Annotated in this window: 30 protein-coding genes and 3 tRNA genes; 18 read left to right on the top strand and 15 right to left on the bottom strand. The window is 71.6% G+C overall.

The features are described from left to right. The first annotated feature begins 65 nt into the window (after positions 1 to 65). From ACWD6N_RS15590 to ACWD6N_RS15555, 8 genes are all read left to right on the top strand, one after another. A complete protein-coding gene (locus ACWD6N_RS15590) occupies positions 66 to 1,208 on the top strand; it encodes a polyprenyl synthetase family protein (protein WP_354966524.1) in 1,143 nt (380 codons plus the stop codon). A gap of 28 nt (positions 1,209 to 1,236) precedes the next feature. Further along, positions 1,237 to 2,718, top strand: a complete 1,482-nt coding sequence (crtI, locus tag ACWD6N_RS15585) for a phytoene desaturase family protein (protein ID WP_354966523.1) — start codon at positions 1,237 to 1,239, stop codon at positions 2,716 to 2,718. After that, positions 2,715 to 3,335, top strand: a complete 621-nt coding sequence (gene idi, locus ACWD6N_RS15580) for an isopentenyl-diphosphate Delta-isomerase (RefSeq protein WP_354966522.1) — start codon at positions 2,715 to 2,717, stop codon at positions 3,333 to 3,335. Before crtI ends, idi begins: the two co-directional genes overlap by 4 nt. Further along, positions 3,325 to 4,269 carry a MerR family transcriptional regulator gene (locus ACWD6N_RS15575; protein WP_354966579.1) on the top strand — a complete coding sequence of 315 codons (945 nt, stop codon included), beginning with the start codon at positions 3,325 to 3,327 and terminating at the stop codon, positions 4,267 to 4,269. Before idi ends, ACWD6N_RS15575 begins: the two co-directional genes overlap by 11 nt. 75 nt (positions 4,270 to 4,344) lie before the next feature. Continuing rightward, on the top strand, positions 4,345 to 5,139 hold the full coding sequence (locus ACWD6N_RS15570; protein ID WP_354966521.1) for a polysaccharide deacetylase family protein: 795 nt from the start codon (positions 4,345 to 4,347) through the stop codon (positions 5,137 to 5,139). Positions 5,140 to 5,293: 154 nt separating this feature from the next. After that, positions 5,294 to 5,366 (top strand) — tRNA-Glu (locus tag ACWD6N_RS15565). Positions 5,367 to 5,397: 31 nt separating this feature from the next. Further along, a tRNA-Asp gene (locus tag ACWD6N_RS15560) sits at positions 5,398 to 5,471 on the top strand. A 99-nt stretch (positions 5,472 to 5,570) separates the two neighbouring features. Then, positions 5,571 to 5,644: transfer RNA gene (locus tag ACWD6N_RS15555), tRNA-Phe, on the top strand. Positions 5,645 to 6,056: 412 nt separating this feature from the next. Here the strand turns inward: ACWD6N_RS15555 and ACWD6N_RS15550 are convergent. Beyond that, positions 6,057 to 6,383: a hypothetical protein gene (locus ACWD6N_RS15550; protein ID WP_354966520.1), complete on the bottom strand. Its 327-nt coding sequence runs from the start codon at positions 6,381 to 6,383 to the stop codon at positions 6,057 to 6,059. 176 nt (positions 6,384 to 6,559) lie between these two features. On the opposite strand from ACWD6N_RS15550, the gene ACWD6N_RS15545 reads away from it, so the two are divergent. Genes ACWD6N_RS15545 through ACWD6N_RS15535 form a run of 3 tightly spaced genes read left to right on the top strand, consistent with a single transcriptional unit; the run spans position 6,560 to position 7,994 of the window. Further along, entirely contained in the window at positions 6,560 to 6,898 is a 339-nt protein-coding gene (locus ACWD6N_RS15545) for an ArsR/SmtB family transcription factor (RefSeq protein WP_354966519.1), read from the top strand. Then, complete coding sequence (locus ACWD6N_RS15540) at positions 6,895 to 7,371, top strand: SRPBCC domain-containing protein (RefSeq protein ID WP_354966518.1); 477 nt, start codon at positions 6,895 to 6,897, stop codon at positions 7,369 to 7,371. The genes ACWD6N_RS15545 and ACWD6N_RS15540 overlap by 4 nt, the downstream gene beginning before the upstream one ends. Further along, on the top strand, positions 7,368 to 7,994 hold the full coding sequence (locus tag ACWD6N_RS15535) for a dihydrofolate reductase family protein (protein WP_387324698.1): 627 nt from the start codon (positions 7,368 to 7,370) through the stop codon (positions 7,992 to 7,994). The genes ACWD6N_RS15540 and ACWD6N_RS15535 overlap by 4 nt, the downstream gene beginning before the upstream one ends. A 105-nt stretch (positions 7,995 to 8,099) precedes the next feature. On the opposite strand, the gene ACWD6N_RS15530 is transcribed toward ACWD6N_RS15535, so the two are convergent. Then, positions 8,100 to 8,480 carry a VOC family protein gene (locus ACWD6N_RS15530; protein ID WP_354966578.1) on the bottom strand — a complete coding sequence of 127 codons (381 nt, stop codon included), beginning with the start codon at positions 8,478 to 8,480 and terminating at the stop codon, positions 8,100 to 8,102. Positions 8,481 to 8,549: 69 nt separating this feature from the next. Beyond that, positions 8,550 to 9,458 (bottom strand): hypothetical protein, encoded by a 909-nt coding sequence (locus ACWD6N_RS15525; RefSeq protein WP_354966516.1) that lies wholly within the window; start codon positions 9,456 to 9,458, stop codon positions 8,550 to 8,552. Positions 9,459 to 9,624: 166 nt separating this feature from the next. On the opposite strand from ACWD6N_RS15525, the gene ACWD6N_RS15520 reads away from it, so the two are divergent. Beyond that, a complete protein-coding gene (locus ACWD6N_RS15520) occupies positions 9,625 to 10,152 on the top strand; it encodes an SRPBCC family protein (protein WP_354966515.1) in 528 nt (175 codons plus the stop codon). A 23-nt stretch (positions 10,153 to 10,175) separates the two neighbouring features. On the opposite strand, the gene ACWD6N_RS15515 is transcribed toward ACWD6N_RS15520, so the two are convergent. Further along, positions 10,176 to 10,880, bottom strand: a complete 705-nt coding sequence (locus tag ACWD6N_RS15515) for a DUF2786 domain-containing protein (protein ID WP_354966514.1) — start codon at positions 10,878 to 10,880, stop codon at positions 10,176 to 10,178. A 126-nt stretch (positions 10,881 to 11,006) separates the two neighbouring features. Here ACWD6N_RS15515 and ACWD6N_RS15510 point away from each other — a divergent pair, with 126 nt between their 5' ends. After that, the gene (locus ACWD6N_RS15510; RefSeq protein ID WP_354966513.1) at positions 11,007 to 11,447 is read left to right on the top strand and encodes a hypothetical protein; all 441 of its coding nucleotides are present in this window, start codon (positions 11,007 to 11,009) and stop codon (positions 11,445 to 11,447) included. 56 nt (positions 11,448 to 11,503) lie between these two features. Here ACWD6N_RS15510 and ACWD6N_RS15505 read toward each other — a convergent pair whose 3' ends face one another. Continuing rightward, entirely contained in the window at positions 11,504 to 11,893 is a 390-nt protein-coding gene (locus ACWD6N_RS15505) for a hypothetical protein (RefSeq protein WP_354966512.1), read from the bottom strand. Between the two features lie 155 nt (positions 11,894 to 12,048). Here ACWD6N_RS15505 and ACWD6N_RS15500 point away from each other — a divergent pair, with 155 nt between their 5' ends. Continuing rightward, positions 12,049 to 13,392, top strand: a complete 1,344-nt coding sequence (locus tag ACWD6N_RS15500) for an ABC transporter substrate-binding protein (RefSeq protein ID WP_354966511.1) — start codon at positions 12,049 to 12,051, stop codon at positions 13,390 to 13,392. A 66-nt stretch (positions 13,393 to 13,458) separates the two neighbouring features. Here ACWD6N_RS15500 and ACWD6N_RS15495 read toward each other — a convergent pair whose 3' ends face one another. Both ACWD6N_RS15495 and ACWD6N_RS15490 read right to left on the bottom strand, forming a co-directional pair. After that, entirely contained in the window at positions 13,459 to 14,205 is a 747-nt protein-coding gene (locus ACWD6N_RS15495; RefSeq protein ID WP_387324703.1) for an enoyl-CoA hydratase/isomerase family protein, read from the bottom strand. Continuing rightward, positions 14,202 to 15,059 carry a 3-hydroxyacyl-CoA dehydrogenase family protein gene (locus ACWD6N_RS15490; RefSeq protein WP_354966509.1) on the bottom strand — a complete coding sequence of 286 codons (858 nt, stop codon included), beginning with the start codon at positions 15,057 to 15,059 and terminating at the stop codon, positions 14,202 to 14,204. The genes ACWD6N_RS15495 and ACWD6N_RS15490 overlap by 4 nt, the downstream gene beginning before the upstream one ends. Positions 15,060 to 15,235: 176 nt before the next feature. Here ACWD6N_RS15490 and ACWD6N_RS15485 point away from each other — a divergent pair, with 176 nt between their 5' ends. Further along, complete coding sequence (locus ACWD6N_RS15485) at positions 15,236 to 15,538, top strand: hypothetical protein (protein WP_354966508.1); 303 nt, start codon at positions 15,236 to 15,238, stop codon at positions 15,536 to 15,538. 78 nt (positions 15,539 to 15,616) lie between these two features. On the opposite strand, the gene ACWD6N_RS15480 is transcribed toward ACWD6N_RS15485, so the two are convergent. Continuing rightward, entirely contained in the window at positions 15,617 to 16,396 is a 780-nt protein-coding gene (locus ACWD6N_RS15480; protein ID WP_354966507.1) for a class I SAM-dependent methyltransferase, read from the bottom strand. A 53-nt stretch (positions 16,397 to 16,449) separates the two neighbouring features. On the opposite strand from ACWD6N_RS15480, the gene ACWD6N_RS15475 reads away from it, so the two are divergent. Then, a complete protein-coding gene (locus ACWD6N_RS15475; protein WP_354966506.1) occupies positions 16,450 to 16,839 on the top strand; it encodes a PPOX class F420-dependent oxidoreductase in 390 nt (129 codons plus the stop codon). A 70-nt stretch (positions 16,840 to 16,909) separates the two neighbouring features. Here the strand turns inward: ACWD6N_RS15475 and ACWD6N_RS15470 are convergent, their stop codons facing one another. Further along, positions 16,910 to 17,119 carry a BldC family transcriptional regulator gene (locus ACWD6N_RS15470; protein WP_007073996.1) on the bottom strand — a complete coding sequence of 70 codons (210 nt, stop codon included), beginning with the start codon at positions 17,117 to 17,119 and terminating at the stop codon, positions 16,910 to 16,912. Positions 17,120 to 17,369: 250 nt separating this feature from the next. Next, a complete protein-coding gene (locus tag ACWD6N_RS15465; RefSeq protein ID WP_354966505.1) occupies positions 17,370 to 18,209 on the bottom strand; it encodes a hypothetical protein in 840 nt (279 codons plus the stop codon). 193 nt (positions 18,210 to 18,402) lie between these two features. On the opposite strand from ACWD6N_RS15465, the gene ACWD6N_RS15460 reads away from it, so the two are divergent. Then, positions 18,403 to 19,485, top strand: a complete 1,083-nt coding sequence (locus ACWD6N_RS15460) for a Glu/Leu/Phe/Val family dehydrogenase (protein ID WP_354966504.1) — start codon at positions 18,403 to 18,405, stop codon at positions 19,483 to 19,485. Between the two features lie 298 nt (positions 19,486 to 19,783). After that, on the top strand, positions 19,784 to 19,999 hold the full coding sequence (locus ACWD6N_RS15455) for a DUF3073 domain-containing protein (RefSeq protein WP_074315844.1): 216 nt from the start codon (positions 19,784 to 19,786) through the stop codon (positions 19,997 to 19,999). Between the two features lie 143 nt (positions 20,000 to 20,142). Here ACWD6N_RS15455 and amcA read toward each other — a convergent pair whose 3' ends face one another. The 5 genes from amcA to ACWD6N_RS15430 form a co-directional block, all read right to left on the bottom strand. Further along, a complete protein-coding gene (amcA, locus tag ACWD6N_RS15450; protein WP_354966503.1) occupies positions 20,143 to 20,379 on the bottom strand; it encodes a multiple cyclophane-containing RiPP AmcA in 237 nt (78 codons plus the stop codon). Continuing rightward, a complete protein-coding gene (gene amcB, locus ACWD6N_RS15445; protein ID WP_354966577.1) occupies positions 20,348 to 21,451 on the bottom strand; it encodes a cyclophane-forming radical SAM peptide maturase AmcB in 1,104 nt (367 codons plus the stop codon). Before amcB ends, amcA begins: the two co-directional genes overlap by 32 nt. A 131-nt stretch (positions 21,452 to 21,582) precedes the next feature. Next, positions 21,583 to 22,737: a phosphoribosylformylglycinamidine cyclo-ligase gene (gene purM / locus ACWD6N_RS15440; RefSeq protein ID WP_354966502.1), complete on the bottom strand. Its 1,155-nt coding sequence runs from the start codon at positions 22,735 to 22,737 to the stop codon at positions 21,583 to 21,585. Between the two features lie 62 nt (positions 22,738 to 22,799). Then, complete coding sequence (purF, locus tag ACWD6N_RS15435) at positions 22,800 to 24,338, bottom strand: amidophosphoribosyltransferase (protein WP_354966501.1); 1,539 nt, start codon at positions 24,336 to 24,338, stop codon at positions 22,800 to 22,802. 167 nt (positions 24,339 to 24,505) lie between these two features. Further along, a complete protein-coding gene (locus ACWD6N_RS15430; protein ID WP_354966500.1) occupies positions 24,506 to 24,859 on the bottom strand; it encodes a sterol carrier family protein in 354 nt (117 codons plus the stop codon). Positions 24,860 to 24,884: the final 25 nt, after the last annotated feature.

Below are 24,884 nucleotides of genomic sequence, written 5' to 3'. Positions count from 1 at the left end.
CGGCCCTCCTCATTTATCGACGCACCAATCGACGCAACTCGTAACTCTAGGGTACGCTCGGCCGCATGGCCAACGACGCAGTTGCCGGTAGCGCGATCCGCGTGACGCCGGCACGGCCGGGCGATGGGGCCAATCCAGTCCGCGCCGTGCTGGCCGCGTACACCCAGGACCTGATCACGGCGGTGGACGACACCCTGACCACCTTCCTCAACGGCGAGGTCGACTCGCTCGCCGAGATCGACGCCGCGATGGGCGACTTCGCGGCCTCCGCGCGAGGGGCCGTGCTGGCCGGAGGCAAGCGGATCCGGCCCACCTTCGCCTACTGGGGCTGGCGCGGGGCGGTCGGCGGCAGCGAGCCACTCCCCCCGGTGCTACCCGCGTTGGCCGCCCTCGAGCTGCTGCACACCTTCGCGCTCGTGCACGACGACGTCATGGATTCCTCCGCCACCCGCCGAGGCCGGCCCACCACCCACGTCGCCCTCGCCGCGCAACATGTCGCCGCCGGCCGCCGGGGCGACCCCGGCCGGTTCGGCGAAGCGGTCGCGGTGCTCATCGGCGATCTCTGCGTGGTCTGGGCCGACCGGCTGCTGGCGCACGCCACCGTGGCGCCGGCCCGGCTGTTCGAGGTCCGCCGGTGCTACGACCAGATGCGGGTGGAGACCATCGCCGGGCAGTATCTGGACGTGCTCGGCGAGAACGACGTGGTCAACTGGTCGACCGACCGGGCGCTGCGGGTGGCCCGCTACAAGACGGCGAGCTACACCGTCCAGCGACCGCTGCTCTACGGCGCCTGCCTGGCCGGGGTGCCCGCCGATGACCCGCTGGCCACCGCGTACACCCGCTACGGCCTGGCCGTCGGCGAGGCGTTCCAGCTCCGCGACGATCTGCTCGGCGCCTACGGCGACCCGGCCGCCACCGGCAAGCCGGCCGGTGACGACCTGCGCACCGGCAAGCCGACCACGCTGCTCATGCTGGCCCGGCAGTTGGCCACCCCGACCCAGCTCAAGGAGCTGGACCGGGCCCGCGAGGGCCGGGTCGACCGGCTGGCCGAGCTGATCGCCGACACCGGGGCGGTGGCGCGGGTGGAGCGGATGATCGCCGAGCGGGTGGGTGACGCGCTGGCCGCGCTCGACGCCACACCCGTGGACCGGACGGCGCGAACCGCGCTGACCGGGCTGGCCACCGCCGCCACCAACCGGCGGGCCTGATGAACGACTTCTCCAAGGAGGTGGCCACGTGCGGACGGTGACAGGACGGACGGACCGGGTGGTGGTCGTCGGCGCCGGGTTGGGCGGGCTGGCCTGTGCGCTGCACCTGGCCGGCAGCGGCCGGCAGGTGACCGTGCTGGAACGTGAGCCGGTGCCGGGCGGGCGGGCCGGGCGGCTCGCCGCGGACGGCTACGAGTTCGACACCGGCCCGACCGTGCTCACCATGCCCGAGCTGATCGCCGAGGCGCTCGGGGCGGTCGGGGAGGAGCTGGGCGACTGGCTCGACCTGACCCCACTCGACCCGGCCTACCGGGCGTACTACCCGGACGGCTCGACCCTCGACGTGCTGACCGACACCACCCGGATGGCGGCCGAGATCTCCCGGGTCTGCGGCCCCCGCGAGGCCGACGGCTACCTGCGCTTCGTCGACTACGCGCGGGAGCTGTGGCGGCTGGAGCGGGCCGACTTCATCGAGCGCAACCTGGACGCGCCGACCGACCTGATCACCGGCAACCTGCTCAAGCTGCTCGCCGGCGGAGCCTTCCGCCGACTCCAGACGAAGATCAACCAGTTCTTCCGGGACCCGCGCACCCAGCGGATCTTCTCCTTCCAGGCGATGTACGCCGGGCTCGCCCCGCACGACGCGCTGGCCATCTACGCGGTCATCGCGTACCTCGACTCGGTGGCCGGGGTCTACTTCCCGCGCGGCGGCATCCACGCGGTGTCCAAGGCGATGGCCGGCGCGGCCGAGAAACACGGCGTGCAGATCCGGTACGACACCACGGTGACCCGGGTGGAGACCGCGAACGGCCGGGCCACCGGCGTACTCACCGCCGACGGCGAGCTGGTGCCGGCGGACGTGGTGGTGCTCAACCCCGATCTGCCGGTCGCCTACCGGGACCTGCTCCCCGCCGCCCGCCAGCGGCGGCTCACCTACTCGCCGTCCTGCGTCGTCCTGCACGTCGGGTCCCGGCAGGGATATGCGAAGATCGCCCACCACAACATCCACTTCGGGCGCGCGTGGAAGGGCACCTTCGATGAGGTCATCCGCCGGGGCGAGCTGATGACCGACCCGTCGCTGCTGGTCACCAACCCGAGCCGGACCGACCCGTCGGTGGCCCCGCCGGACCGGCACACCTACTACGTGCTCGCCCCGGTGCCCAACCTCGACCGGGCCCCGTTCGAGTGGCGCGGCGACCTGACCCGGCGCTACGGCGACCAGCTGGTCGGCACCCTGGAGGAGCGCGGCTACGTCGGCTTCGGCGCCGGGGTCGAGGTGCTGCGGGCGATCACGCCCGCCGAGTGGGCGGAGCAGGGCATGGCCGCCGGGACCCCGTTCGCCGCCGCGCACAGCCTCTTCCAGACCGGTCCGTTCCGCCCCTCGAACCTGCACCGCGACCTGTCGAACGTGGTCTTCGTCGGTTCCGGCACCCAGCCCGGGGTCGGCGTGCCGATGGTGCTGATCTCCGGCAAGCTGGCCGCCGGCCGGATCACCGGGGAGGGCCGGTGAGCAGCCGCGAGGAGCACCTCGTCGAGCTGGTCGACGACGCCGGCCGGGCTCGTGGTGAGACCACCGTCGCGGCCGCGCACCAACCGCCGGGGCATCTGCACCGGGCCTTCTCGGTGCTGCTGGTGGACCCGGACGGTCAGGTGCTGCTCCAGCGGCGGGCAGCGGTCAAGACCCGGTTCCCGCTGCGCTGGGCCAACTCCTGCTGTGGCCACCCCCAACCGGGCGAACCGCTCGCCGAGGCGGCCAACCGGCGGCTGCGCGAGGAACTGGGCACCGGCCCCGTCGAGTTGACCGAGGTGGGCGTCTACGTCTACTACGCCGAGGACCCGGCCACCGGGCGGGTCGAGTTCGAGTACGACCACGTCCTGCGCGGCGAGTTCCGCCCCGCCGCCCCGCTGCTACCCGACCCGGACGAGGTGGCCGAGCTGCGCTGGGCTGACCCCGCCGCCCTGGAGGCCGAGCTCGACCGTGATCCCCGCTCATACGCACCCTGGCTGGGCGGGGTGGTGAACCGGCTGCTGCGCCCCTCGGAGCCGACGTCCGGCGTACCCGGCCCGGCGGTGACCCCGTCCGGATCGTCGGCGGATGACGCGGCGGAGCGGTCAGGTGGTCGATGAGGCACTGAGCGCGGGCGCGGTCGCACGTCGGCTGGGGGTCGCGGTCACCACGCTGCGCACCTGGCACCAGCGCTACGGGCTCGGTCCCAGTGAACACATCCCGGGCCACCACCGCCGGTACACGCCGGCCGACCTGGCCCGTCTCGAAATCATGCGACGGCTCACCGCCGAGGGGGTGAGCCCCGCCGAGGCGGCTCGTTGGGCCCGCCAGGCGCCCGATCCCACGCCCGCCGACGCCGTCGCCCGGAGCCGAATCCGCCCCCCGGGTCGCGACGGCGGCGGAACCATCCCGGTAGGCCGCGCCGGCCCGGCCGCCAGAGGACTGGCCCGGGCCGCCATGCGGCTGGACGCGGCGGCGATCAGCGAGACCATCGCGCAGGCCCTGGCCGTCGGCGGAGTGGTCGCGACCTGGGATCACTTGCTGCGCCCGGTCCTCGTCGGCATCGGTGACCGGCACGCCGCCACCGGCGGCCTGATCGAGGTGGAACACCTCGTCTCCCGCTGCGTGTCGGAGGCGTTCGCGGCGAGCAGCCGGGCCGCCGCGGCCAGCGGACCGGCCCGGATCCTGCTCTCCTGCGCCGATGAGGAGCAGCACAGCCTGCCGCTGGAAGCACTGGGCGCCGCGCTCGGCGAGGCCGGGCTCACCTACCGGATGCTCGGCGCCCGGGTGCCGGTGGCCGCCCTCGTCGAGGCGGTGACCCGGACCGGGCCGGCCGCCGTGGTGCTCTGGTCGCACACCCGGGCCACCGCGGACCCGGCTCAGCTCAGCGCGCTGCTCGCCGCACCCCGCCGCCCGCTGCTGGTCCTCGCTGCCGGCCCCGGCTGGCGGGCCGAGACTCTGCCCTCCGGGGTGGTGCGGCCGGCCGACCTGACCGAGGCGGTCTCGCTCGCCGTCGCGGTCCGTGACTCGCTGGACCAGGCGAGAGGGGCCTGACCGGGGCTGTCGGCCCTCAGCGGCGTCCACTAGCGTCGGGGCGTCCGCCTACCCCGACCCCCCGGGAGCGAACAGATGCAAGCCCGCGCCCTCCTGGCGTCCGCCCTCACCGTGGTGCTGGCCCTGGCCGGCTGTGCCCAGCCGGACGGCACCCTCGCACCCGTCGGCGCGCCGCAGCCGGTCGAGTCGACCATGCCGCCCACCCCGAAACCCACTCCGTCGCCACACCCCACCCTCGCCAAGCCGCCGAAGCCCATCCTGCGGCCCCTGCCGGCCAAGCTCCCGGCCGGCCTGCGGCGCAGCACCGGCGTACGCCCGGTGGCCCTGACCTTCGACGACGGGCCCAGCCCGGCCTGGACGCCCAAGGTGCTCAACCAACTGCGGGCGGCCCGGGTGACCGCCACCTTCTGCCTGGTCGGCCGTGAGGTGCAGCGCCACCCGGAGCTGGTCCGGCGCATCGTCCGGGAGGGGCACCAGCTCTGCAACCACAGCTGGCGGCACGACCTTGAGCTGGCTCGCCGGCCGGTTGCCGAGATCCGGGCCGACCTGTCCCGGACCAACAAGGCCATCCAGGCGGCTGCCCCGGGCGCGAAGGTTCCCTTCTACCGTCAGCCGGGCGGCCGGTGGACGCCGGAGGTGCTGGAGGTGGCGAAGGATCTCGGCATGCGGCCGCTGCACTGGAACGTCGACCCGCAGGACTGGGACAAGCCGACCGCTGCCACGATCACCAAGCGGGTCCACTCCGCCGCCCGTCCCGGCGCCGTCGTGCTGCTGCACGACGGCGGCGGCAACCGGGCCGCGACGCTCGCCGCCTGCCCGCACGTGATCGCCGACCTGAAGCGACGCTTCGGCGTCACCCGATTGCGCTAGACCGGCCCTGACCTGCGGTTATGCGTCGAACTGAGGCTCCGGCCATACCGGTTTTGTCGACCGACCACGCATCACGTATGCTTTCTAAGCCTCCGGCGGGGCCGGATGGGAGCAAGTCCGCTTGAAGTTGCGAATGTGCAATGATGGCGGGGCCGCCCTCATCGTCTAGCGGCCCAGGACGCCGCCCTTTCAAGGCGGTAGCACGGGTTCGAATCCCGTTGGGGGCACGACCGGCGCAAGCCGGAGCAACACAAGCTAGGTCCTGTGGAGCAGTTGGAGTGCTCGCCGCCCTGTCAAGGCGGAGGTCGCGGGTTCAAGTCCCGTCAGGACCGCAGCGCCGACGCCGCGCCCAGCGCGGCGTTCTGCGTATCGGAGCGTGCAACCCTGCCAGCGGCCCACCCTGTTGGCGGGTAGCATGAGCCGAGCGATACGGCCAGGTAGCTCAGTTGGTACGAGCGTCCGACTGAAAATCGGAAGGTCGGCGGTTCGACCCCGCCCCTGGCCACATAGCCTTTCGCCGGGCTACAGAAGCGCCGATCAGCGGAGACGCCGGTCGGCGCTTTGCTTACCACCCCGCCAGCCCGTCTGTCCGGTCTGACCATCGTTGACCCCGGAATCCCGCTGGTGGCCGACTCCTGTCGCACGTGGATTGCACGGACGAGCCGGCGCGGCCCGGTTGCGGGCCGCCTTGATGATTTGACCTTCCACGACCTGCGGCACACCGGGCAGACCCTCGCCGCGCAGACCGGCGCGACACTGGCGGATCTGATGAGCGACTCGGGCACTCGTCCATGGCGGCGGCCCGGCGGTACCTACACGCCGTCGACGGCCGTGATCGTGAGAGCGCTAAAGCCCTGTCAGAACTCGCGGCGCACGGTGATGTCGCACCGCTGCCCCGGCACATTCACCATGCGCAGCTAGCGACGGAGCAGCGAAAACACTCCCGCCGCCGTCAGCACCAACAGCAGTGAACCCGCGAACAGGGCGCGTCCAAGCGGAAGGGGCATGGAGATGAAGAACGGTGCCTGCTGGACCAGAAAGCCCGCACCGATCATGGCCTGGGCCATGCCCACCCGCACGGGCTGGGACCGCTCTCCCGGCTTCAGGCGTGCGAGCCGAACCCAGGCTGCGGGAAACCGTCGTGACACGGCCACACGCACCCCGAGTACAACCGAGCCCAGGCTGAGGACCACGACCCCCACGCGCAAGGCGATCGTGCCCGGGTCCTCGTCATACAGGCTCATGCGCCCATCATCGGAGGGGCGTCAAGCGCGCAATTGCAGGACAGATCGCACGGCAGCCTCCGCCAACTTCCTGCCCTGGCATGGCCACCGTCGACGGCCCGATCGTGAGCCTCAGTTCGGAGCTGTAAACACTTAGCCCTTGCGCTAAGTGTCGGGCCGAGGCAATACTTAGCCACATGGCACAGTATGCGGCGGAGCTCGACGGCGTGTTCGTCGCGCTCGCCGATCCGACTCGGCGCGCTGTCGTCCGTCGCCTCGGTCGCGGGCCCACGAGCGTCGGCGATCTCGCGCGCGAGTTCCCGATGACCCTTCCCTCGTTCATGAAGCACGTGCGGACGCTCGAGTCGACCGGGCTGATCCGCACCGTGAAGTCGGGCCGGGTGCGCACCTGCGTGCTCAACCACGAGCGCCTCGTCCTTGTCGACGACTGGCTCGCGGAGCAGCGCCGGATCTGGGATGAACGCACCGACCGCCTGGAGCAGTTCGTCACCAATCTCAAGGAGAACCAGCAATGAACCCGGACCTCGACCTCAGCCTGGAGCGGGTCATCCGCGCCCCTCGGACAACCGTGTGGAGCGCGTGGACTGACGCGTTCCGCCTCGAACAGTGGTGGGTGCCCGCTCCGGCCGTGTGTCGTGTCGACCGCCTGGAGGTTCGGCCGGGCGGCGCGTTCGTGACGCGGCTGAGCGACGACGGAACCACGTTCGTTCCGCACGTCAACGCGTGCTTCCTCATCGTCGACGATCTCGAGCGCATCGTGTTCACGAACGCCATCGACAGCGAGTGGCGACCCACGAGCCCGGCGCCGGTGCTGATGACCGCCGAGATCACGCTGAACGATCATCCAGAGGGCACGCGATACCAGGTCGTCGTCCGCCACGGCGATCCCGCCGCTCGCGCTCGTCACGAGGAGGTCGGCTTCTCCGAAGGCTGGACGTCGGTCACGGAACAGCTCGCTGGGCTCGCCGAGAGCGCGGCCCTACGATGAAGATCGCCCTAACGGAGTTCATCACGCTCGATGGGGTCAGTCAGGGGCCAGGCTCGGCCACCGAGGACACGAGCGACGGCTTCGCGAGAGGCGGCTGGCTGGTCCCCTACATGGACCAACTGTTCATCCAGCGCGCCTCTGATTGGCTCGACCTCGCCGACGGCCTGCTGCTCGGGCGCCGGACGTACGAGGCGTTCGCGCGCGACTGGCCGCAGATCACCGCGCCGGACGATCCCTTCACCGGGCGGATGAATTCGCTGCCTAAGTACGTCGTGTCGAACACTCTCACCGCGGGGAGCTGGAACCCCACGACCGTGCTGCGGGGCGACCCGGTCCAGACGGTCAGGGCACTGAAGGCGCAGCCGGGGCGGGAACTCCAGATCCACGGGAGCGCACTTCTGGGCAACTCGCTGCTGTCGGCGGGCTTGGTCGACACACTGCGGCTCGTCGTCGCCCCTACGGTCATCGGGTCCGGGCGCCGACTGCTCGCCCACCCGAGCGAGTCTGTCGGCCTCCGGCTGCTGCATCAGGAGGTGACGGCGAAGGGTCTACTGCTCCTCGAATACGAGACCGTCGGCGACGCACCCAGCGGAGAATACGAGGGGGTCGCCGCCTTCGCGTAGACGCGCTTCCAAGTATCTGACCACGTCCTGCTGCACGCTGGCCGTACATCTGCCGTCCCCGGGAAGGACCGGGCCTCTGGAAGGCATGATCCTGACGCCGAGGGATCAGAGCGGCTGGACGATCTGGATCGGGTTGCCGTCAGGGTCGGCGGTCCATGCGATCAGCAGGCGACCGAGCCATTCGTGGGGGGACGCCAGCGCGGGAGCCCCGCTCTCGGTGACCTGGGCGTACGCGGCGGCCGTGTCATCGGTCCACAGGATCACGGCGGCCCGCTGCCCCTCGGGCACCGGGTCGAGGCCGTGGTCATCACGGGTGGAAGCGACCGACGCGATGCCGATCTTGTAGCCGTCGAGCACGAGATCGACGTGAATCGGCTCGCCCTCGGTCGGGACCCGGAACGTCTCGGTGAACCCGAGACGCGAGTAGAACCCGACGGCGCGCGGAACGTCCGCACTGAAGAGGATGATCTGCGGCGTACGGAACATCGACACGGCCGGACGTTATCAGCGCTCCCGCGTCACCGCAGTGGAGGCGAGTCGCCGGGCTGAGCGCCGTCAGCCGTCCCGGTGCCCTTGCTGACGGTGCTGCGCCATGCCGCCCTGGATCGCCTCCCACACGCTGCGCCCGGCCTGCCGCAGGGTCTCCCCCGCCTGCTCGGCGAGCTGCGCCGCACTCTGTGCGGCGGCCTGCGCCCCACCTGAGACGCCACCGGCACCGTCCTGACCGCCGCCGCCACCTCCCGACGGTCCGGGACCGGGGGCCGCCGATCCGCCGCTCTGGTCGCGGGCCTGCCGCTCAGGTCCCGCCCCCTCGGCACCCTGCCGCTGAGCCCCCTGCCCCTCGGGTCCCTGGCCGGCACGCCCCTGGCCGGCAGGCCCCGGGCCCTGCGGCCCCTGCCGCTCAGGTGGGCGGCCCTCCGGGCAGCGTCCGCCCGGACCGGCGGGCTCGGCGCGGCCCGGCTCGCCCAAGCCGGGACGGCTGGGGCCCGGTCGGGGCCGGTCGGCGGCCGCGCCGCCCTGCCGGCCCTGGTCGAGTACGTCGCCGGAGCGCTGCGCCGACCCGGTGACCTCGGCCGCCCCCGAGGCCAACTGCTGGGCGCTGCGGTTGACGTCGTCGATCGCCACGCCGGCCGTCCGGGAGATGGCGTCGATGATCTGCGGGTTGTTGTCGATCGTGTCCAGCGCCCGGCCGAGAATGGCCACCAGTTGCTCCAGCCGCACCCGCAGCTGCGCCTCGGCGTGCACCCCGTTGATGTCCAGCTCCACGCCCTGCAGGTGCACCCGTACGCCGGCGTCGAGCTGAAGCAGGTTGGCCAGCCGGGCCCGCAGGGACAGATCGGCGTCCAGCCCGTCCACGGCCAGCCGGATCGAGTCGACCGAGACCTTCGGAATGTCGAGCAGGACGTCCGGATCCCCACCGCCGTCGGCCCGGCCCGGCTCCCGCTGCTGCGCGCTCTCGCTCATGCTCTCCCGCTCCGCCGCACTCTCGCCCGGCTCGTCCGGGCCGTCCGGCGCGCTTACCCGCTTTCCCGCGGGGCATCCCGTCCGTGACGGACCGGCGACCGACTGTCCGGAACCGGGCACTTCGCGAAGCTGCACACCCGAGCATGAGCCGGTATGGTCCGGGCCTATGGGACAGGGGATGACTGATCCGGCCGACATCCGGCAGGACCTGGAACGGTTCTCCTTACGGTGCACCCTCCTCGTCCCGGGTCCCGCCGAGCACGCGTTCGCGGTTTTCACCGACGACCTGGCCGAGTGGTGGGTCACCGAATACACCTGGTCCGGCCCGGAGGCCCTGGCCGAGCTGGGCATGGAGCCGCGGGCCGGCGGCATGCTCTACGAGATCGGCCCGTACAACTTCCGCGCCGACTGGGGCCGGGTGCTCACCTGGGATCCCCCGCGACGGCTGGTCTTCGTCTGGCAGCTCGGCCCGGACCGGGTGCCGGTGCCGGACCCGGCCCGGGCGAGTGAGGTGGAGGTGCTGTTCCTCCCCGACGGCCCCGAGCGGACCCGGGTCGAGCTGGAGCACCGCCACTTCGACCGGCACGGCGAAGCGGCCGAGGGATACCGCAAGGCGCTCACCGCCGGCTGGCACGAGCTGCTCACCCGCTACCTCGCCACGGTGTCGCGCCGCGACCCCACCACCCCCGCCTGACCGACAGCCCTCACTCCGGCAGGTCAGCGCCCGAGTTGTCGTTCGGTGGCCGAGCCGCCGAGGTCCCGGCCGCCCAGGTCCGCGCGGCGTCCCGCCTCCGCCCCGGGCCCGAAGCCGGTGCCGGCCAGCCGGCGTGGCGGCGCGGTGCGCAGCCGGGGGTACTGCTCGGCGAGTCGTCGCTGCACCCGGTCGGAGCGGTCGGCCAGCACGAGCGCCACCGACGGTGTGCCCGAGCCACTGGCCGCCGCCGTCTCGGCCATCCAGAGCCGTCCCCCGATCACCTGCGCGAACCCGGCGAGCCAGGACCGGCGGAAGGCGGCCGGATGCTCGCCGGCCGGCACCGCCGTGCCGGCCAGGCCGTGCGCCGCCTGCACGAGCAGCGACGTGAAGAGCAGGTCGACCCGTTCCAGGTCGCTGGCGAAGCCGAACAGGTGCAGCGCGAACCCGTTGCCCTGCCGACGGCGTACGCAGCGGCAGCGCAACGGTTCGGCGACCGCGGCGAGCAGGCCGACCTTGTCCCGGGCGTACGGGGCGACGATGTCCACCACGCGGTCGCCGACCGGGTCGGTGGTCGGGTCCCGGGCGGCGAGCAGCGCCCGGTCCACGCCGTAGCGGGCGATCAACTCGGTCGCCTTGGCGGTGAACGCGGCGGACTCCGCGGGCGTGCAGGCCTGGTCCTCGGCCTGGGCCAGCAGCTTGCGCACCTTGCTGAGCATCGCCTCGGACATGCCCCCAGAGCTATCACATCCACCGTCCGGCACGGGGCCGCGCCGGCATCGATCGATACGTATCATCGTCACGATCAGCTCCACCATCCGATACGGATGGTCAGACCAACTGTTCCGGAGGCATGCATGTCATCCCCGAGCGCCCGACTGCTCGCCACCGCCACGGCCGCCGCGCTGTTCTCGATCGGCGCGCCCGCCGGGGCCGCGCAGGCCGCCCTCGCCCCCGCCCCCGCCCCCGAGGTGAACCTCTACGCCCCGCTCGCCACCTGTTACGGCGGGGCCGTCCGCTCCTACTTCCAGACCGGCGGCTACGGCGGTCAGGCCGGCACGTACCGCACCACGAGCCGCTGCGGCGACATCAACGTACGCAACGCCAGCGCGTACGGCACCGAGGCGTGCGTGATATTCGTCGACAAGACGGGTGCCTGCAACTACTGGACCTACCTGCCGGCCAACTCAGGCTGGACCGTGGTGGCGACCAACGTCCGCGACGGGGTCAACTTCCGGGTCCGCTTCGACAACCTGCGCTACGAGTACGAGCCGCTGGTCGCTTACCACGCGTTCTGAGCGACCCACCCGTCGCGACGTCCGGCCCCGGCGGGCGTCGCGACGGGGCGACACCGTCAGGCGGCCCTGCTGCGCAGGGTGGCGATCGTCGACCCGGCGAGGGTGAGCAGGCAGTCGGGGAGCAGCCCGTCGGCCTCCGCCGCGCCGAACAGCGCCTCCCCGGTCGGCACATCCCGGTTCGCGTACGCGCTGACGAAGCGTGCGACCCACCGGGTGTCGTAATCCGCCTGGTCGATCCCCGGGAAGTCCAGGGCGCAGCCGCTACCGGGCGGCGCGTCACCGAGCATCGTCGCGGCCAGGCACCAGGCGACCCCGTAGGCGCCGCTCAGGCCGGCGCGTTCGACGACCGCGTCGAATGTCCCCACCACCGCGTCGCCATCCCCTGCGAGCGCCGAGCGGAGCACGGCGGCCGCGTCATCGAACGTCTGCTGTGGTAGGTCCGTCACTCAGCGCACAGTAGGAGAGGCGGTCAAGGGCCCCGCCGACCGTCACTCTCCGTGTTCAAGGCGGGCGACCTGCGCATTACGCCACCTCCACAGTCCCGCCGCCGGCCCGGGCACGCTAATGTGCGCAGCGGACCTTCGCCGGAGGAAGGACGACCATGCTCGTATCACGCCGCTCGCGGGTGGCCTCACTGGCCGCCTGCGCGACGATCCTGCTTGCCACAAGCGCCTGTGGGAATGACAAGGCCGAGGAGAAAAGCGCCCAACAGGTGCGCCTCTATGGCACGGACGGCAACATGCTCAACTCCTACCCTGCGGAGTTGAAGGAACGTGCCAATCTCGTCGATGGGATGAAGGGAACGACGCCGCTCACCCCGCTACCGGAGGACTTCAAGAGCCGGCTACGGTCCGTCGATCCGGCGCTGACGGACTACCTCTACTCCGCCGAGACGTACGACGCGGTCGTGATCGGGGTGCTCGCCGCCCAACTGGCCGGGAGCACCGACCCGGCGGCCATCGCGAAGCAGATCGTCGGCGTGACCAACAACGGTCAACGCTGCGAGGACCCGGTGACCTGCCTGGCGCTGGCCCGCGCCGGGCGCGACATCGAGTACCGCAGCGTGTCGCTGACCCGGGCGGGCTTCACCGACAAGGGCGAGCCGGCCACCGCGAGCTACGCGACGCTGACCTTCGACGGGCAGCAGATCAACGACGGCAAGACCGAGTTCGTCGGGGCGGGCACCGAGTCGGCGGCGAGCACCAAGACGCCGCCGAAGCCGAAGAAGCAGCCCTCGGGAAAGAACCCCGACCAGGAGCCGCTGATTCTGGGCGGCCTGCTGCCGAAGACCGGTGACCTGGCGCTCTCCTACGCGCCGATGGCGGCCGGCGCGGCGCTGGCGATCAGAGAGGTCAACGCCGCTGGCGGCGCGCTGGGCAAGCCGGTGACCTGGGTGGACGGCGACGACGGCACCAACCCGGCGGTGGCCAAGGCGACCGTGGCCAAGCACGTGGCGGACGGCGTCAGCCTGATCATCGGCGCCGGCGCATCCGGTATCTCCCGGGCGGTGCTGCCGGACGTGGTGAAGGCCGGAATGATCCTCTTCTCGCCGTGCAACACCGACGCCGGCCTGACCGACGTGGAGGACAATGGCCTCTACTTCCGGACCGCCCCGCCGGACAGCCTCCAGGGCCGGGCGCTGGCCGACGTGATCCTCCGCGACGGGTCGCAGAAGATCGTCATCGTCGCCCGCAAGGACTCCTACGGCGAGGGCCTCCAGGCCACCGCCCGCGACGAGCTGCAGAAGGCCGGCATCGCCGAAGACCGCATCAAGCTGCTCACCTATGAGCCGCCGGCCGATGCCAAGGCTCCTCCGGTCGACTTCACCGGTGGTGCGAAGGAGATCAAGGACTTCGGCGCGGACGCCGTGCTGGTCATCGGCTTCGGCGAATCCGCCCAGGTGATCCGGGCGCTCGCCGACAGCGGAGTGCAGATCCGGCACTGAGCACCGACCGCGGACCTCGACGGCCGCACCGGCATCCCGCCGGTGCGGCCGTTTCCGTCCGGGGGGTCAACGGGGCCGGCGGCGCTCCAGAAACTCGGTCATCCGGCGGTGCTTCTCCTCGTCCTCGAAGAGCACCGCCTGGCTGACCAGGTCGAGCTGCGGGTGCGCGGCGGCCGGCGCGTCCACCGCCAGCTTGGTCAGCCGCAGCGCCAGCGACGAGCCCTGGGCCATCTCGTCCAGCAGCCCGTGCGCCACCGCCAGCAGGTCACCGGGCTCGTCCACCACCCGGTTCACCAGACCGATCCGCAGCGCCTCCGTGGCATCCACGCGCCGGCCGGTGAAGAGCAGCTCCTTGGCCCGGGCCTCGCCGATGAGCGCGGGCAGCCGGTGGGTCGCGCCGGCGCCGGCCAGGATTCCCAGCCGGACCTCCGGCTGGCCGAAGACGGCCCGCGCGGTGCACACCCGCAGATCGCAGGCGTACGCCAGTTCCGCGCCACCGCCCAGCGCCGGACCGTCCACGGCCGCCACGCTCGGCATCGGCAGCGCCCTGATCCGGGCGAAGGCGGCCGAGTTGATCGCGGCCAGGGCGTCCGTACGGCCCCGCTCGCGGAGCTGACCGATGTCGGCGCCACCGGCGAAGATGCCCGCCGCGCCCCCCGTGAGCAGCAGCAGCCGGGGGTGCGCCTCCAACTCGGCACAGACCTGGTGCAGCTCGGTGATCAGGTCGGCGTCGATGGCGTTGCGCTTCTCCGGCCGGTCCAGGGTGACCACCAGCCGGTCCGGCCGCTCCTCGATCCGCAGTCCCCCGCTCACTGCTTGGCACCGCCGTCCCACCGGTAGAAACCGTGCCCGGACTTCTTGCCCAGCCGTCCGGCGGCCACCATCTCGACCAGCAACGGCGGCGGCGCGAAGCGATCCCCGTACGCGGCCTGGAGGGTGCGGGCGATGTCCAGCCGCACATCCAGGCCGACGAGGTCGGTCAGCTCCAGCGGCCCGACCGGGTGCCGGTAGCCCAGCACCATCGCCTTGTCGATGTCGGCCGGGCTGGCCACCCCGTCGGCGACCATCCGGATCGCCTCCAGGCCGAGGGTGACCCCGAGCCGCGAGGTGGCGAAGCCCGGCAGGTCGCGTACCACGACGGGGTCCTTGCCCAGCCGGGCGGCGAGCGCGACGGCCGCGGCGGTGGTCTCCTCGGCGGTGGCCGGGCCGACCACGATCTCCAGCAGCGCCATCGCCCAGACCGGGTTGAAGAAGTGCAGACCGAGGAAACGCTCGGGCCGGTCCAGACCGGCGGCCAGGTCACCGATGGCGATGCTGGAGGTGTTGCTGGCCAGCAGCGCCGGGTGCAGCGCGGCGGCGTCACGCAGCACCGCCCGCTTCAGGTCGAGCCGCTCCGGCACCGCCTCCACGATCACCTCGGGCGCGGGGGCGACCTCGGCGAGAGTCGGACGCAGCGTCACCCGCTGACGGTTCGCCGCGGCTTGGTCGGCGTCCAGTTTCCCGCGCTGCACGGCCCGCTCCCACAGCTCGGCGAGCCGGTTCAGCGCGGTCGCGCCCCGGTCGGGGTCCACCTCGACCAGCTCGACGGCGTGCCCGGCGCCGGCCGCCACGTACGCGATGCCGAGCCCCATCGTGCCCGCACCGACGACCACGAAACGATCGCTCATCACGCCTCCCTGTCCCGCCCGGCGGCGCGCGGGGTCCCCGCCACGCCGGCCCGGGTGATCCGCCTGGTCCGCTCGCTCATGGTGCGACCCTATTCAGCACGTGGAGCCGGCCCATGCGTGGGGGAGCGTGGGATCGGGTACAGACGGCCCGTCAACCGAGGGAAGGACCAGTCGACATGAGCCAGGCACCGGAGAGCGTCACCGACCCGGGCAGCACCGACGGGGAGACCGTGGAGACCCGGGGAGACGAGCGGGTCGACCTGCTGCGCGCCGACACGAACAACGACGGCCAAACGGACGTGTGGGTGGTGGACACCGACGGCGACGGCAAGGCCGACCTGTTCCAGTTCGACACCGACGGTGACGGCAAGGTGGACATCACCATGGTCGACATCGACGAGGACGGTACCCCCGACGAGGTGGTCGATGGCGACGGCGGCCTCCCGCCCGAGCAGCTCCCCCCGACCGTCCAGGTCTGAGCCGTAAGGAAGGGCCCCTTGTTATCGCCTGGCGATAACAAGGGGCCCTTCCTAACACTGGGCGGGCGTGCCGGGCGGTCAGTTGGCGAGGCGCAGGGTGGCCAGGTAGTACGGGGCGTCCCGGTCGTCCACATCGGTCAGCCGCCAGGCGCTGCCCCGCACCAGCTCGGCGAACTCGTCGGCCGAGCAGACCAGGTAGTCGAACCACTCGGTGCCCAGCTCCCGGTAGCGCAGGCGGAGCCGGAGCTGGCCGCCGAGCCTGCCCCGGCGGCGGTTGCGCTCGTGGTAGCCGGTGTGCAGCGGGTCGCGGGTGCCGTACGGGTCGGTGCCGTGCGCGATGATCTGCGCCCCCGGCCGGGCCAGCGCGGCGAGAGCGGCCAGGAACTGCGGTGCCCGCTCCCGCCCCTCGAACAGCCCCAGGTTGTTGCCGAGGAGCAGGAACGTGTCGTACCGCTGGCCGTCGGCGACGTGCGTGTCCACGGTGCCGTGCACCAGCCGTTGGACCCCGCGGCGCCGGCTCACCGTCAGCGCACCCGCCGAGGTGTCCAGCCCGGTGACCGGTACGCCGCGCTCCTGCAGCAGCAGCGCGATCCGGCCGGCACCGGTGCCGATGTCCAGCGTCTCGCCCCGGACCCGGTCCACCGCCCGGTGGTCGTACGGCTGCCAGTCCGCTGGCCCGTCCAGGTAGTGCGCGGCCGGCGCACCGTTGATCAACCCGTCGTCCCGCTCGATGATCTCGATGACCGGCCGGGGCAGCCGCCCGCCGACCAGCGGTCGGGGGCCCACCCCGGTGGCCACGGCGAGCGTGTCCCGCAACAGTTCGCCGATCACGTCACCGACTTTAGGCTCCCCCGTCATGACGTCACGCTATCCGGCCACTCAGCGGCCCGCAGCGGCCGTATCCTGGCGGCGTGACCATGCTGGACCGGCTGTCGGTTGAGAAGTACATCCTGCTCACGACCTTCCGCAAGGACGGTCGGGCGGTGCCGACGCCCGTCTGGTCGGTCCGTGACGGCGAGACATTGGCGGTCTGGACCCGGGCCGACTCCGGCAAGGTCAAGCGGATCCGCCGCAACGGCGACGTGACCGTGGCGCCGTGCGACGTGCGGGGTCGGCCGCACGGGGCGGAGGTGACCGCCCACGCGACGATCTGCGACGGCGGCGACACCGGCCGGATACGCGACCTGCTCAAGCACAAGTACCGGCTGATCGGTCGACTGAGCCTGCTCGGCAGCCGGCTGCGCCGGGGTGAGGGTGGCACGGTCGGCATCCGGGTGACGCTGGCCGAGGAAAAGGGCTGAGGCCGGCCGGGCATGGAAAGGGGCGGTGGATCGCGATCCACCGCCCCTTTCCCGGAAAACTACTGCCGGCTCAGTCGCCCTGCCGCTGCTGCGGGATCTGGCCCTGCAACAGCGCCCTGACCTCCGACTCGCGGTATCGACGGTGACCACCCAGCGTGCGGATGGCGCTGAGCTTGCCAGCCTTGGCCCACCGGGTCACCGTCTTCGGGTCGACACGGAACATCGACGCCACCTCGGCCGGCGTGAGTAGCGGCTCTGGTTCGTGCGTTCGCGATGCCATCGGTCACTCCTCCACATGTATAGACATCGGCCGGGGTCCCGCCGGCCGACGCGTCTCCCATGGTCCGGCTAGTCCCCGATGTCCGACATGGGCCGAACGGATGAAGGTCCCTAGACGGACGGATGAACCATGCCCGATTTTTACGACTTTTACACGGAAGAAAGTACCTTATTCGGACTCATGATCACGGTTCGTGATGCGTCAACTACGAGCGCACCTCGCCTTGGGAGCGCTGTGCGGGTGATTTGCCTCAGTTGCACCGCTCCAGCAGCTGCACCGCGCGCCACCGTGCCACCAGCTTGTCGTACGCGGCGGACGCCTCGTCGGCCTCACCACGGGACAACCCGGCGAGACCGCCGGCGACCAGCTCAGGGGAATCGTCCGCGGCCAGCGTCTCATCGGAGAGCAGGTCGACCAGACCGCCGTAGTCCAGCTCCACCACCGAGCGCGGGTGGAACTCCTCCAGCCAGCGGGCCGCCTCCTCCACCGCCTCCGTGATCGGCGCCTCGCCCACCGACTTGCGCAGCACCGAGAGCGCCCGCGACGAACGGCGGCGGGCCTTGGATATCTCGGTGCGGTAGCGCAGCGCGCGGCGGCCCGGCTGGGTGACCAGGTCCCGCTCCGCAGGGTCGAAGAGCACGAACCAGCGCAGCGGCACGCCCCAGGTGGCGATCTGCTCGTGCACCCGGGGCACCCCGTGCTCCAGCACCCGGGCGCCGCTGCGCCAGTCGTCCACGACCGCTCTGGCCTGCCCGGCCAGCACCTGCGGCACGAAGGCGTCGGCGAGCACCGAGGGCACCCCGTCCCGGGCGCTGAGCGCCGCCTCGGCGACCCGGATCCGCAGGTTCCATGGGCAGACCAGCAGGCTGTCGTCCGTCTCCAGGACGTACGCCTCGTCCGGCGGGTCCGGCAACCGCGTCCAGCCCGCACCCAGTGCCTCGATCACCGCCGTCCGCTGCCGGCCGGGGCCCTCCACCGGGGCCACCGCCCGCCCCTCGGAGACGTAGCGACGCCAGTAACTCTGGCGGTCCCGGTCGAAGGCGGTCAGCGGTTCGTACACGCGCAGGTAAGAAGCGAAGAGCGACGGCACGGCGCGATCCTCCCACGAACCGCACCCCTACGCGGTCAGCGGCCGGACCACGCGCGCCGCAACGTGAGACGGCGGCGGCGCGTCGGGCGACGCCACGGCGGCCGATACTAGGCTCGACCACACCGGCAGCATCCCCGCCGGGGTCCACCAGGTCCGCGTCCCACAAGGGCGCACACCACTCCAGGAGCAAGCCATGGGCGTATTCGCGAGCACCGACGACCCGGTATCGACCGGTCACGAACAGATCGTGTTCTGCCAGGACAAGCAGAGCGGCCTGAAGGCGATCATCGGGATCTACTCCACCGCGCTGGGGCCGGCGCTGGGCGGCACCCGCTTCTACCCGTACGCCAACGAGGACGCGGCGCTCGCCGACGTGCTCGACCTGTCCCGCGGGATGGCGTACAAGAACGCTCTCGCCGGGCTTGACCTGGGCGGCGGCAAGGCGGTCATCTGGGGCGACCCCGAGCAGATCAAGAGCGAGGCGCTGCTGCGCGCCTACGGCCGCTTCGTGGAGTCGCTGGCCGGCCGCTACTACACCGCCTGCGACGTCGGCACGTACGTGGCGGACATGGACATCGTGGCCCGGGAGACCAGCTACGTGACCGGCCGCAGCGTGGAGCACGGCGGTGCGGGCGACTCCTCGATCCTGACCGCCTGGGGCGTCTTCCAGGGCATGCGGGCCGCCGCCGAGCACGTGTGGGGCACCCCGAGCCTGCACGGCCGCCGGGTGGGCGTGGCCGGCCTGGGCAAGGTCGGCAAGTACCTGACCGGGCACCTGCTGGAGGACGGCGCCGAGGTGGTGGCCACCGACGTCAACCCCAAGGCGCTGGAGTGGGCACGCACCAACCACCCGCAGATCACCCTGGTGGACGACGCCGCCGCGCTGGTCGCCGCCGACATCGACGTCTACGCCCCGTGCGCGCTGGGTGGCGCGCTGAACGACGAGACCGTGCCGGCGCTGCGGGCCAAGGTTGTCACCGGGGCCGCGAACAACCAGCTCGCCCACCCGGGCATCGAGAAGCTGCTCGCCGACCGGGGCATCCTGTACGCGCCGGACTACGTGGTCAACGCTGGCGGCGTGATCCAGGTGGCGGACGAGATCGAGGGCTTCAACTTCGACCGGGCGAAGCTGCGCGCCACCCGGATCTACGACACCACCCGTCAGATCCTGCACCTGGCCGATGCCGAGGGCGTGCCGCCGGCGGTGGCCGCGGACCGGCTGGCGGAGCGGCGGATGGCCGAGGTCGGCCGGCTGCGCACGATCCACCTGCGCTGAGCGTTCCCGGAGGCGGACCGACCGGATCCGCCTCCGGGCCCCGCGCCGGTCCGCGATCGGTAGGCTGGGGTCGGGTCAACTTCAGGGTGTTTGTCCGGTGTCACGGGTGCTCTCCGCTCCGCTCCTTACCAGGTACACTGGGTGACGGCCGGTTCGCCGCGACTCGCAGAGCCGGCTGACGGTAACCCGAGGTGCCGAACGATGGCATCCCCATGTACCGTAAGAGCCACGAGAGATGCCTGACGTCATCGGGGCCCGCCTTCGGGCTGCCCCGCATTCTGTGCGAGGGGGTCGAGCCATGGGGCGCGGCCGTGCTAAGGCCAAGCAGACGAAGGTGGCCCGGGAGTTGAAGTACCACTCCCCGAACACCGACCTCACCGCCTTGCAGCGTGAACTGGCGGGTGCTGGTAAGTCTGAGCACCACTTCGACGACGACTCTAAAGAGTTCGTCGACGACGATGATGAGGATCACGCGGACGACGACCCGGATCCCTGGATCCGTCCGACCCGCTGACCTCTCGACGTAGCTGAGCACGCGGTGACCCCCGCGTGCTCACGCATGTGCCCGTCGGGAGCGACACCGGTGCCGACGATCAGGGGCCTGTCCTGGCCGGAGACCACTCCGGCCGGCCGACAGGCCCCTGATCGCGGTCACCGTCAGCGCGGGCGGTTGTTCCAGTTGTAGAAGGTCGGGATGTTCTCGAAGTGGTTCCAGGCGCAGACGGCGCTGGTGCCGCCTCCGCCCGGCACCTCCGCCCGCAGCCGTCGCGCGTCCTCGGCCTCCTGCAGGAGCGCGACGAGCCCTGGGGCCGCGTCCCGCACCCGCTCGGCGACGCCGTCCGGAGCGTCATCCGCTCCGCGCTCAGGGCGCCGGTGACTGGTGGTCTCGGGCATGCTCCAACACTCCCTCCAATAGGCGGATCTTGCTGTTGCGGCAGTGCTCGGTCTCCGTGCCGTCGAACCGCCCCAACTCGAAGTAGCGGTTGGCGGCATGACCGCCGCCGCAGAACCCGAAGTACGAGCAGGAGGCCCGACACGCCTCCACCCCGGCCAGGAACTCGCCCACCCACGGGGTCGCCCCGGCGCCGGTGAGAATCTCGGCCAGCGGGGTGGTCAGCACGTTACCGCTGCTGAAGTCGCCGTAGCGGGGGTCGGTGAAGCCGGCGAGTTCCGGGGAGAGCACGGTCACCGAACCGTCGTGCCCGATGGTCGGGATCGGGTCCAACCGGCGGGGCAGCACCGCGTCCGCCGAGTCATCGAGCACCGCCGCCGCGTAGCGCAGTGACCACTCGATCTCGCGCAGGTGGATCCGCGGCTCCCGGCGCCAGACCGCCACCAGCTCCGCCCAGAACGCGGTCACCGCCGCCCGGTCGTGGCGGTTGTCCCGGGTGTTGACCCCCTCGGTCTCCTCGATGTTGATGCCCAGCACGTCACAGCCCAGGCCGAGGAAGTAGTCGTACAGCTCGGCGGCGAGCCCCGGCTCCGGCCGGGACACCACGGCCAGCGCGGAGAAGGGCAGGCCGTGTCGGCGCAACGCGTCCACCCCGCGCAGAATCCGGTCGTACGCGGGCTGACCACCCCGGTTGACCCGGTCGCCGTTGCGCTCCCGGGGCCCGTCAACGCTCACGCTCACCCGCACGTCATGCTCCGCGAAGAAGGCGCACCAGTCATCGTCGATCAGCGTGGCGTTGGTCTGCACGTGGTGCTCGACCTCTGGCCCGAACGGCGCGATCAGGTCGCCCAACCATTCCCGGCCGGCCGCCAGCGGCTCTCCGCCGTGCCAGACCACGGAGAAGCGGCCGGCCGCCGCCCACGGGTTGACCACCGCCGCCACCGCCTCGGCCACCGACACCGGCATCCGCCGGTCGGCGGCCCGGAAGGGCAGGTAGCAGTACGCGCAGTCGAGGTTGCAGAGGGTGGTGGGCTGCATGACGACGTACGACGGGACCGTGGCCAGGCCACGCATCCCGCTGAACGACCGTCCCCGAGCAGCCATCGCCCTCCTCCACCTAGCCTGAGGGGTGCCCTTCAGGCTAGGCGGCGTTGGCCACTCGGGTGAAGCCCTGATCAGGTGCCCGTACGATCACCAGAGCGTGATCAGCCGCGGGTGTGCTGGCCAACCATCTGCACCTTGCCGGTGCCCTCGATGATCTCGCCGGCCTGCCACGCCTCGACCCCACGGCCGGTCAGCGTGGCCAGCGCCCGGTCGGCGTCCTCGGCCGAGACGATCGCGAACATGCCGACACCCATGTTGAAGGTCGACTCCATCTCCGGGTCGTCGATCCGGCCCTTCGACTGGATCAGGTCGAAGACCGGCTGCGGCTTCCAGGTGGACCGGTTGACCACCGCGTCGACGTGCTCCGGCAGCACCCGGACCAGGTTGCCGGGGATGCCACCACCGGTGACGTGGGCCAGCGCCCGCACCTCGGCCTCGGCGATCAGCTTGAGGCAGTCCTTGGCGTAGATCTTGGTCGGGGTGAGCAGCTCCTCACCCAGGGTCCGCTGCCGGCCGAAGTCGTCGATCACGATGTCCAGCCGCATCCGGGCCGCGCCGAGCAGCACGTGACGGACCAGCGAGTAGCCGTTGGAGTGCAGGCCGGAGGAGCGCATGGCGATCACCACGTCACCCACCTCGACCCGATCCGGGCTGAGGATGTCGCTCTCCTCGACCACGCCGACGCCGGTCGCCGAGATGTCGTACTCGTCCGGGCGGAGCACACCCGGGTGCTCCGCGGTCTCCCCGCCCAGCAGCGCGCAGCCGGCGTACCGGCAGCCGTCGGCGATGCCCGCGCCGATCTCGGCGACCTTGTCCGGGACAACCTCGCCGGTGGCGATGTAGTCGAGCAGGAAGAGCGGCTCGGCACCGCAGGCCACCAGGTCGTCGACGACCATCGCGACCAGGTCGATGCCGACCGTGTCGTGGATGTCCATCTGTTGGGCGATCACCAGCTTGGTGCCCACACCGTCCGTGGAGGAGGCCAGGATCGGGTTCTTGTACTTCGTCGTGTCCAGACGGAACAGGCCCGCGAAGCCGCCGAGGTCGCCCAGTACCTCGGGGCGACGGGTCTGGCGCACCTTCGACTTGAGCAGTTCCACCGCGCGGTCGCCCGCGTCGATGGAGACACCGGCGTCGGCGTACGAGACCGAGCGTTTGCGCGCCTGACGGCTGGCGCCGGCCGTCCAGAGCTGGCGGTCGCCGCCGGCGCCGGTCGGGCTGCTTCCTGCGCCGCTGCGCTCGGACACGTGCGTCACGGTTCTCCCCTTTGTGGTTCTCGGTGCCGCGCCGGCGGTGGCCGGGCCGCGCCAGTTTGGTGCTACGGGCGGTTTGCGGTCACGCCACCTGGAGTGGCGACGAGCGGGCCGTCGGTGTGCGGGGCCTCCGGTGCCGAGTTGGCGACCCGTCGGCCCACCCCTTCGAGCACGTGCTTGCCGATCAGGTTGCCAGCCGGCAGCTCGATCGGGTACTCCCCATCGAAACACGCCCGACACAGCCGGGTCTTCGGCTGCTCGGTCGCGGCGATCAGGCCAGGAAGCGAAACGTAACCCAGCGTGTCGGCACCGATGGACCGCCGGATGCCGTCGTTGTCCAACCCGTTGGCCAGCAGCTCCGCCCGGGTGGCGAAGTCGATGCCGTAGAAGCACGGCCAGCTGACCGGCGGGGAGGAGATCCGGACGTGCACCTCCAGCGCCCCCGCCTCGCGCAGCATCCGCACGATGGCCCGCTGCGTGTTGCCGCGGACGATCGAGTCGTCGACGACCACCAGCCGCTTGCCCCGGACGTTCTCCCGCAGCGGGTTGAGCTTCAGCCGGATGCCGAGCTGGCGCAGGGTCTGCGACGGCTGGATGAAGGTGCGCCCCACGTACGGGTTCTTCATCAGGCCGGCGCCGTAGGTGATGCCGGACGCCTCGGCGTAGCCGATCGCGGCCGGGGTGCCGGACTCGGGCACCGGGATCACCAGGTCGGCCTCGACCGGGTGCTCCTTGGCCAACTGCCGGCCGATCTGCACCCGCGCCGCGTGCACGTTGCGCCCGGCGATCGTGGCGTCCGGGCGGGCGATGTAGACGTACTCGAAGAGGCAGCCCTTCGGCTCCGGCGACGCGAACCGGGTCGAGCGCAGCCCGTCCTCGTCGATCGCGATCAGCTCGCCCGGCTCGACCTCGCGCACCACGCTGGCGCCGACGATGTCCAGCGCGGCGGTCTCGCTGGCCACCACCCAGCCGCGCTCCAACCGGCCGAGCACCAGCGGGCGTACGCCGTGCGGGTCGCGGGCCGCGTAGAGCGTCGTCTCGTCCATGAAGACGAAGCTGAACGCGCCCCGCAGCTGCGGCAGCACCTCCAGCGCGGCCGCCTCGACCGACAGGTCCGGACGGCTGGCCAGCAGCATGGTCACCAGCGAGGTGTCGTTCGTCGAGCCGTCCGCGACGAGGCCGCGCTCGGCGACCTCCTTCTCAAGCTCGGTGGTGTTGACCAGGTTGCCGTTGTGGGCCAGGGCGATGGTCGTGCCGGAACTCGTCGACCGGATCGTCGGCTGGGCGTTTTCCCAGTTCGAGGCGCCGGTCGTGGAGTAGCGGGCGTGCCCGATCGCCAGGTGGCCGCGCAGGCTGGCCAGGGTGGGCTCGTCGAAGACCTGGGCCACCAGGCCGAGGTCCTTGTAGACCACCACGCCGGAGCCGTCGCTCACCGCGATGCCCGCCGCCTCCTGGCCGCGGTGCTGCAGCGCGTAGAGACCGAAGTAGGTCAGGTTGGCGACCTCTTCACCGGGGGCCCAGACGCCGAAGACGCCGCAGGCATCCTGGGGGCCGGGTCGTTGGGGGTCAAGGTCGTGGCTCAGCCGGCCGTCGCCTCGGGGCACTACCGCTCCCTCATGCTGGTCTGGACCGGCTTGGCGGGGATCACGGGTGGATCCACACTCCTCTGCCGGGACCACTGTCGTCGCCTGACAGTGTACGCGAATCGCCGTCAATACAGAAAGTCACGATTTCCCTGCCGAGCGTCACGGAGAGCTGGACATCCGGGCAGCTAGAGGGGCAGATATGCCGAGAGGTCCGCCCGGACTCCGCTCACCTGGATGCGACCCTCGGTGACCGCCTCGACCCAACCAATTCGCCCGGTGGCCAGCGCCAGCCAGGTGTCCGGGGCCATCTCGACCACGTTTGGCGGGTTTCCCCTGGTGTGTCGAGGGCCAGGAACGCACTGGATCGCACCGTATGGTGGGACGCGCACCTCCACCGATCGGCCGGGGGCGCGCTCCGCGAGGCCGGCCAACAACGACCGGACCGCCTCCCGGACTACCGGCCTTTCGGGCGTACGCCCCTCGTCGAGCGCCGACAATACCGCCGCAACGGCGGCGGACTTTCTGTACGGAGAGGACACGACGGGACGATACGACCCGCGGGCA

The sequence above is a fragment of the Micromonospora sp. NPDC005163 genome (assembly GCF_053599835.1).
This window is presented reverse-complemented; position numbering and strand designations above follow the sequence as displayed.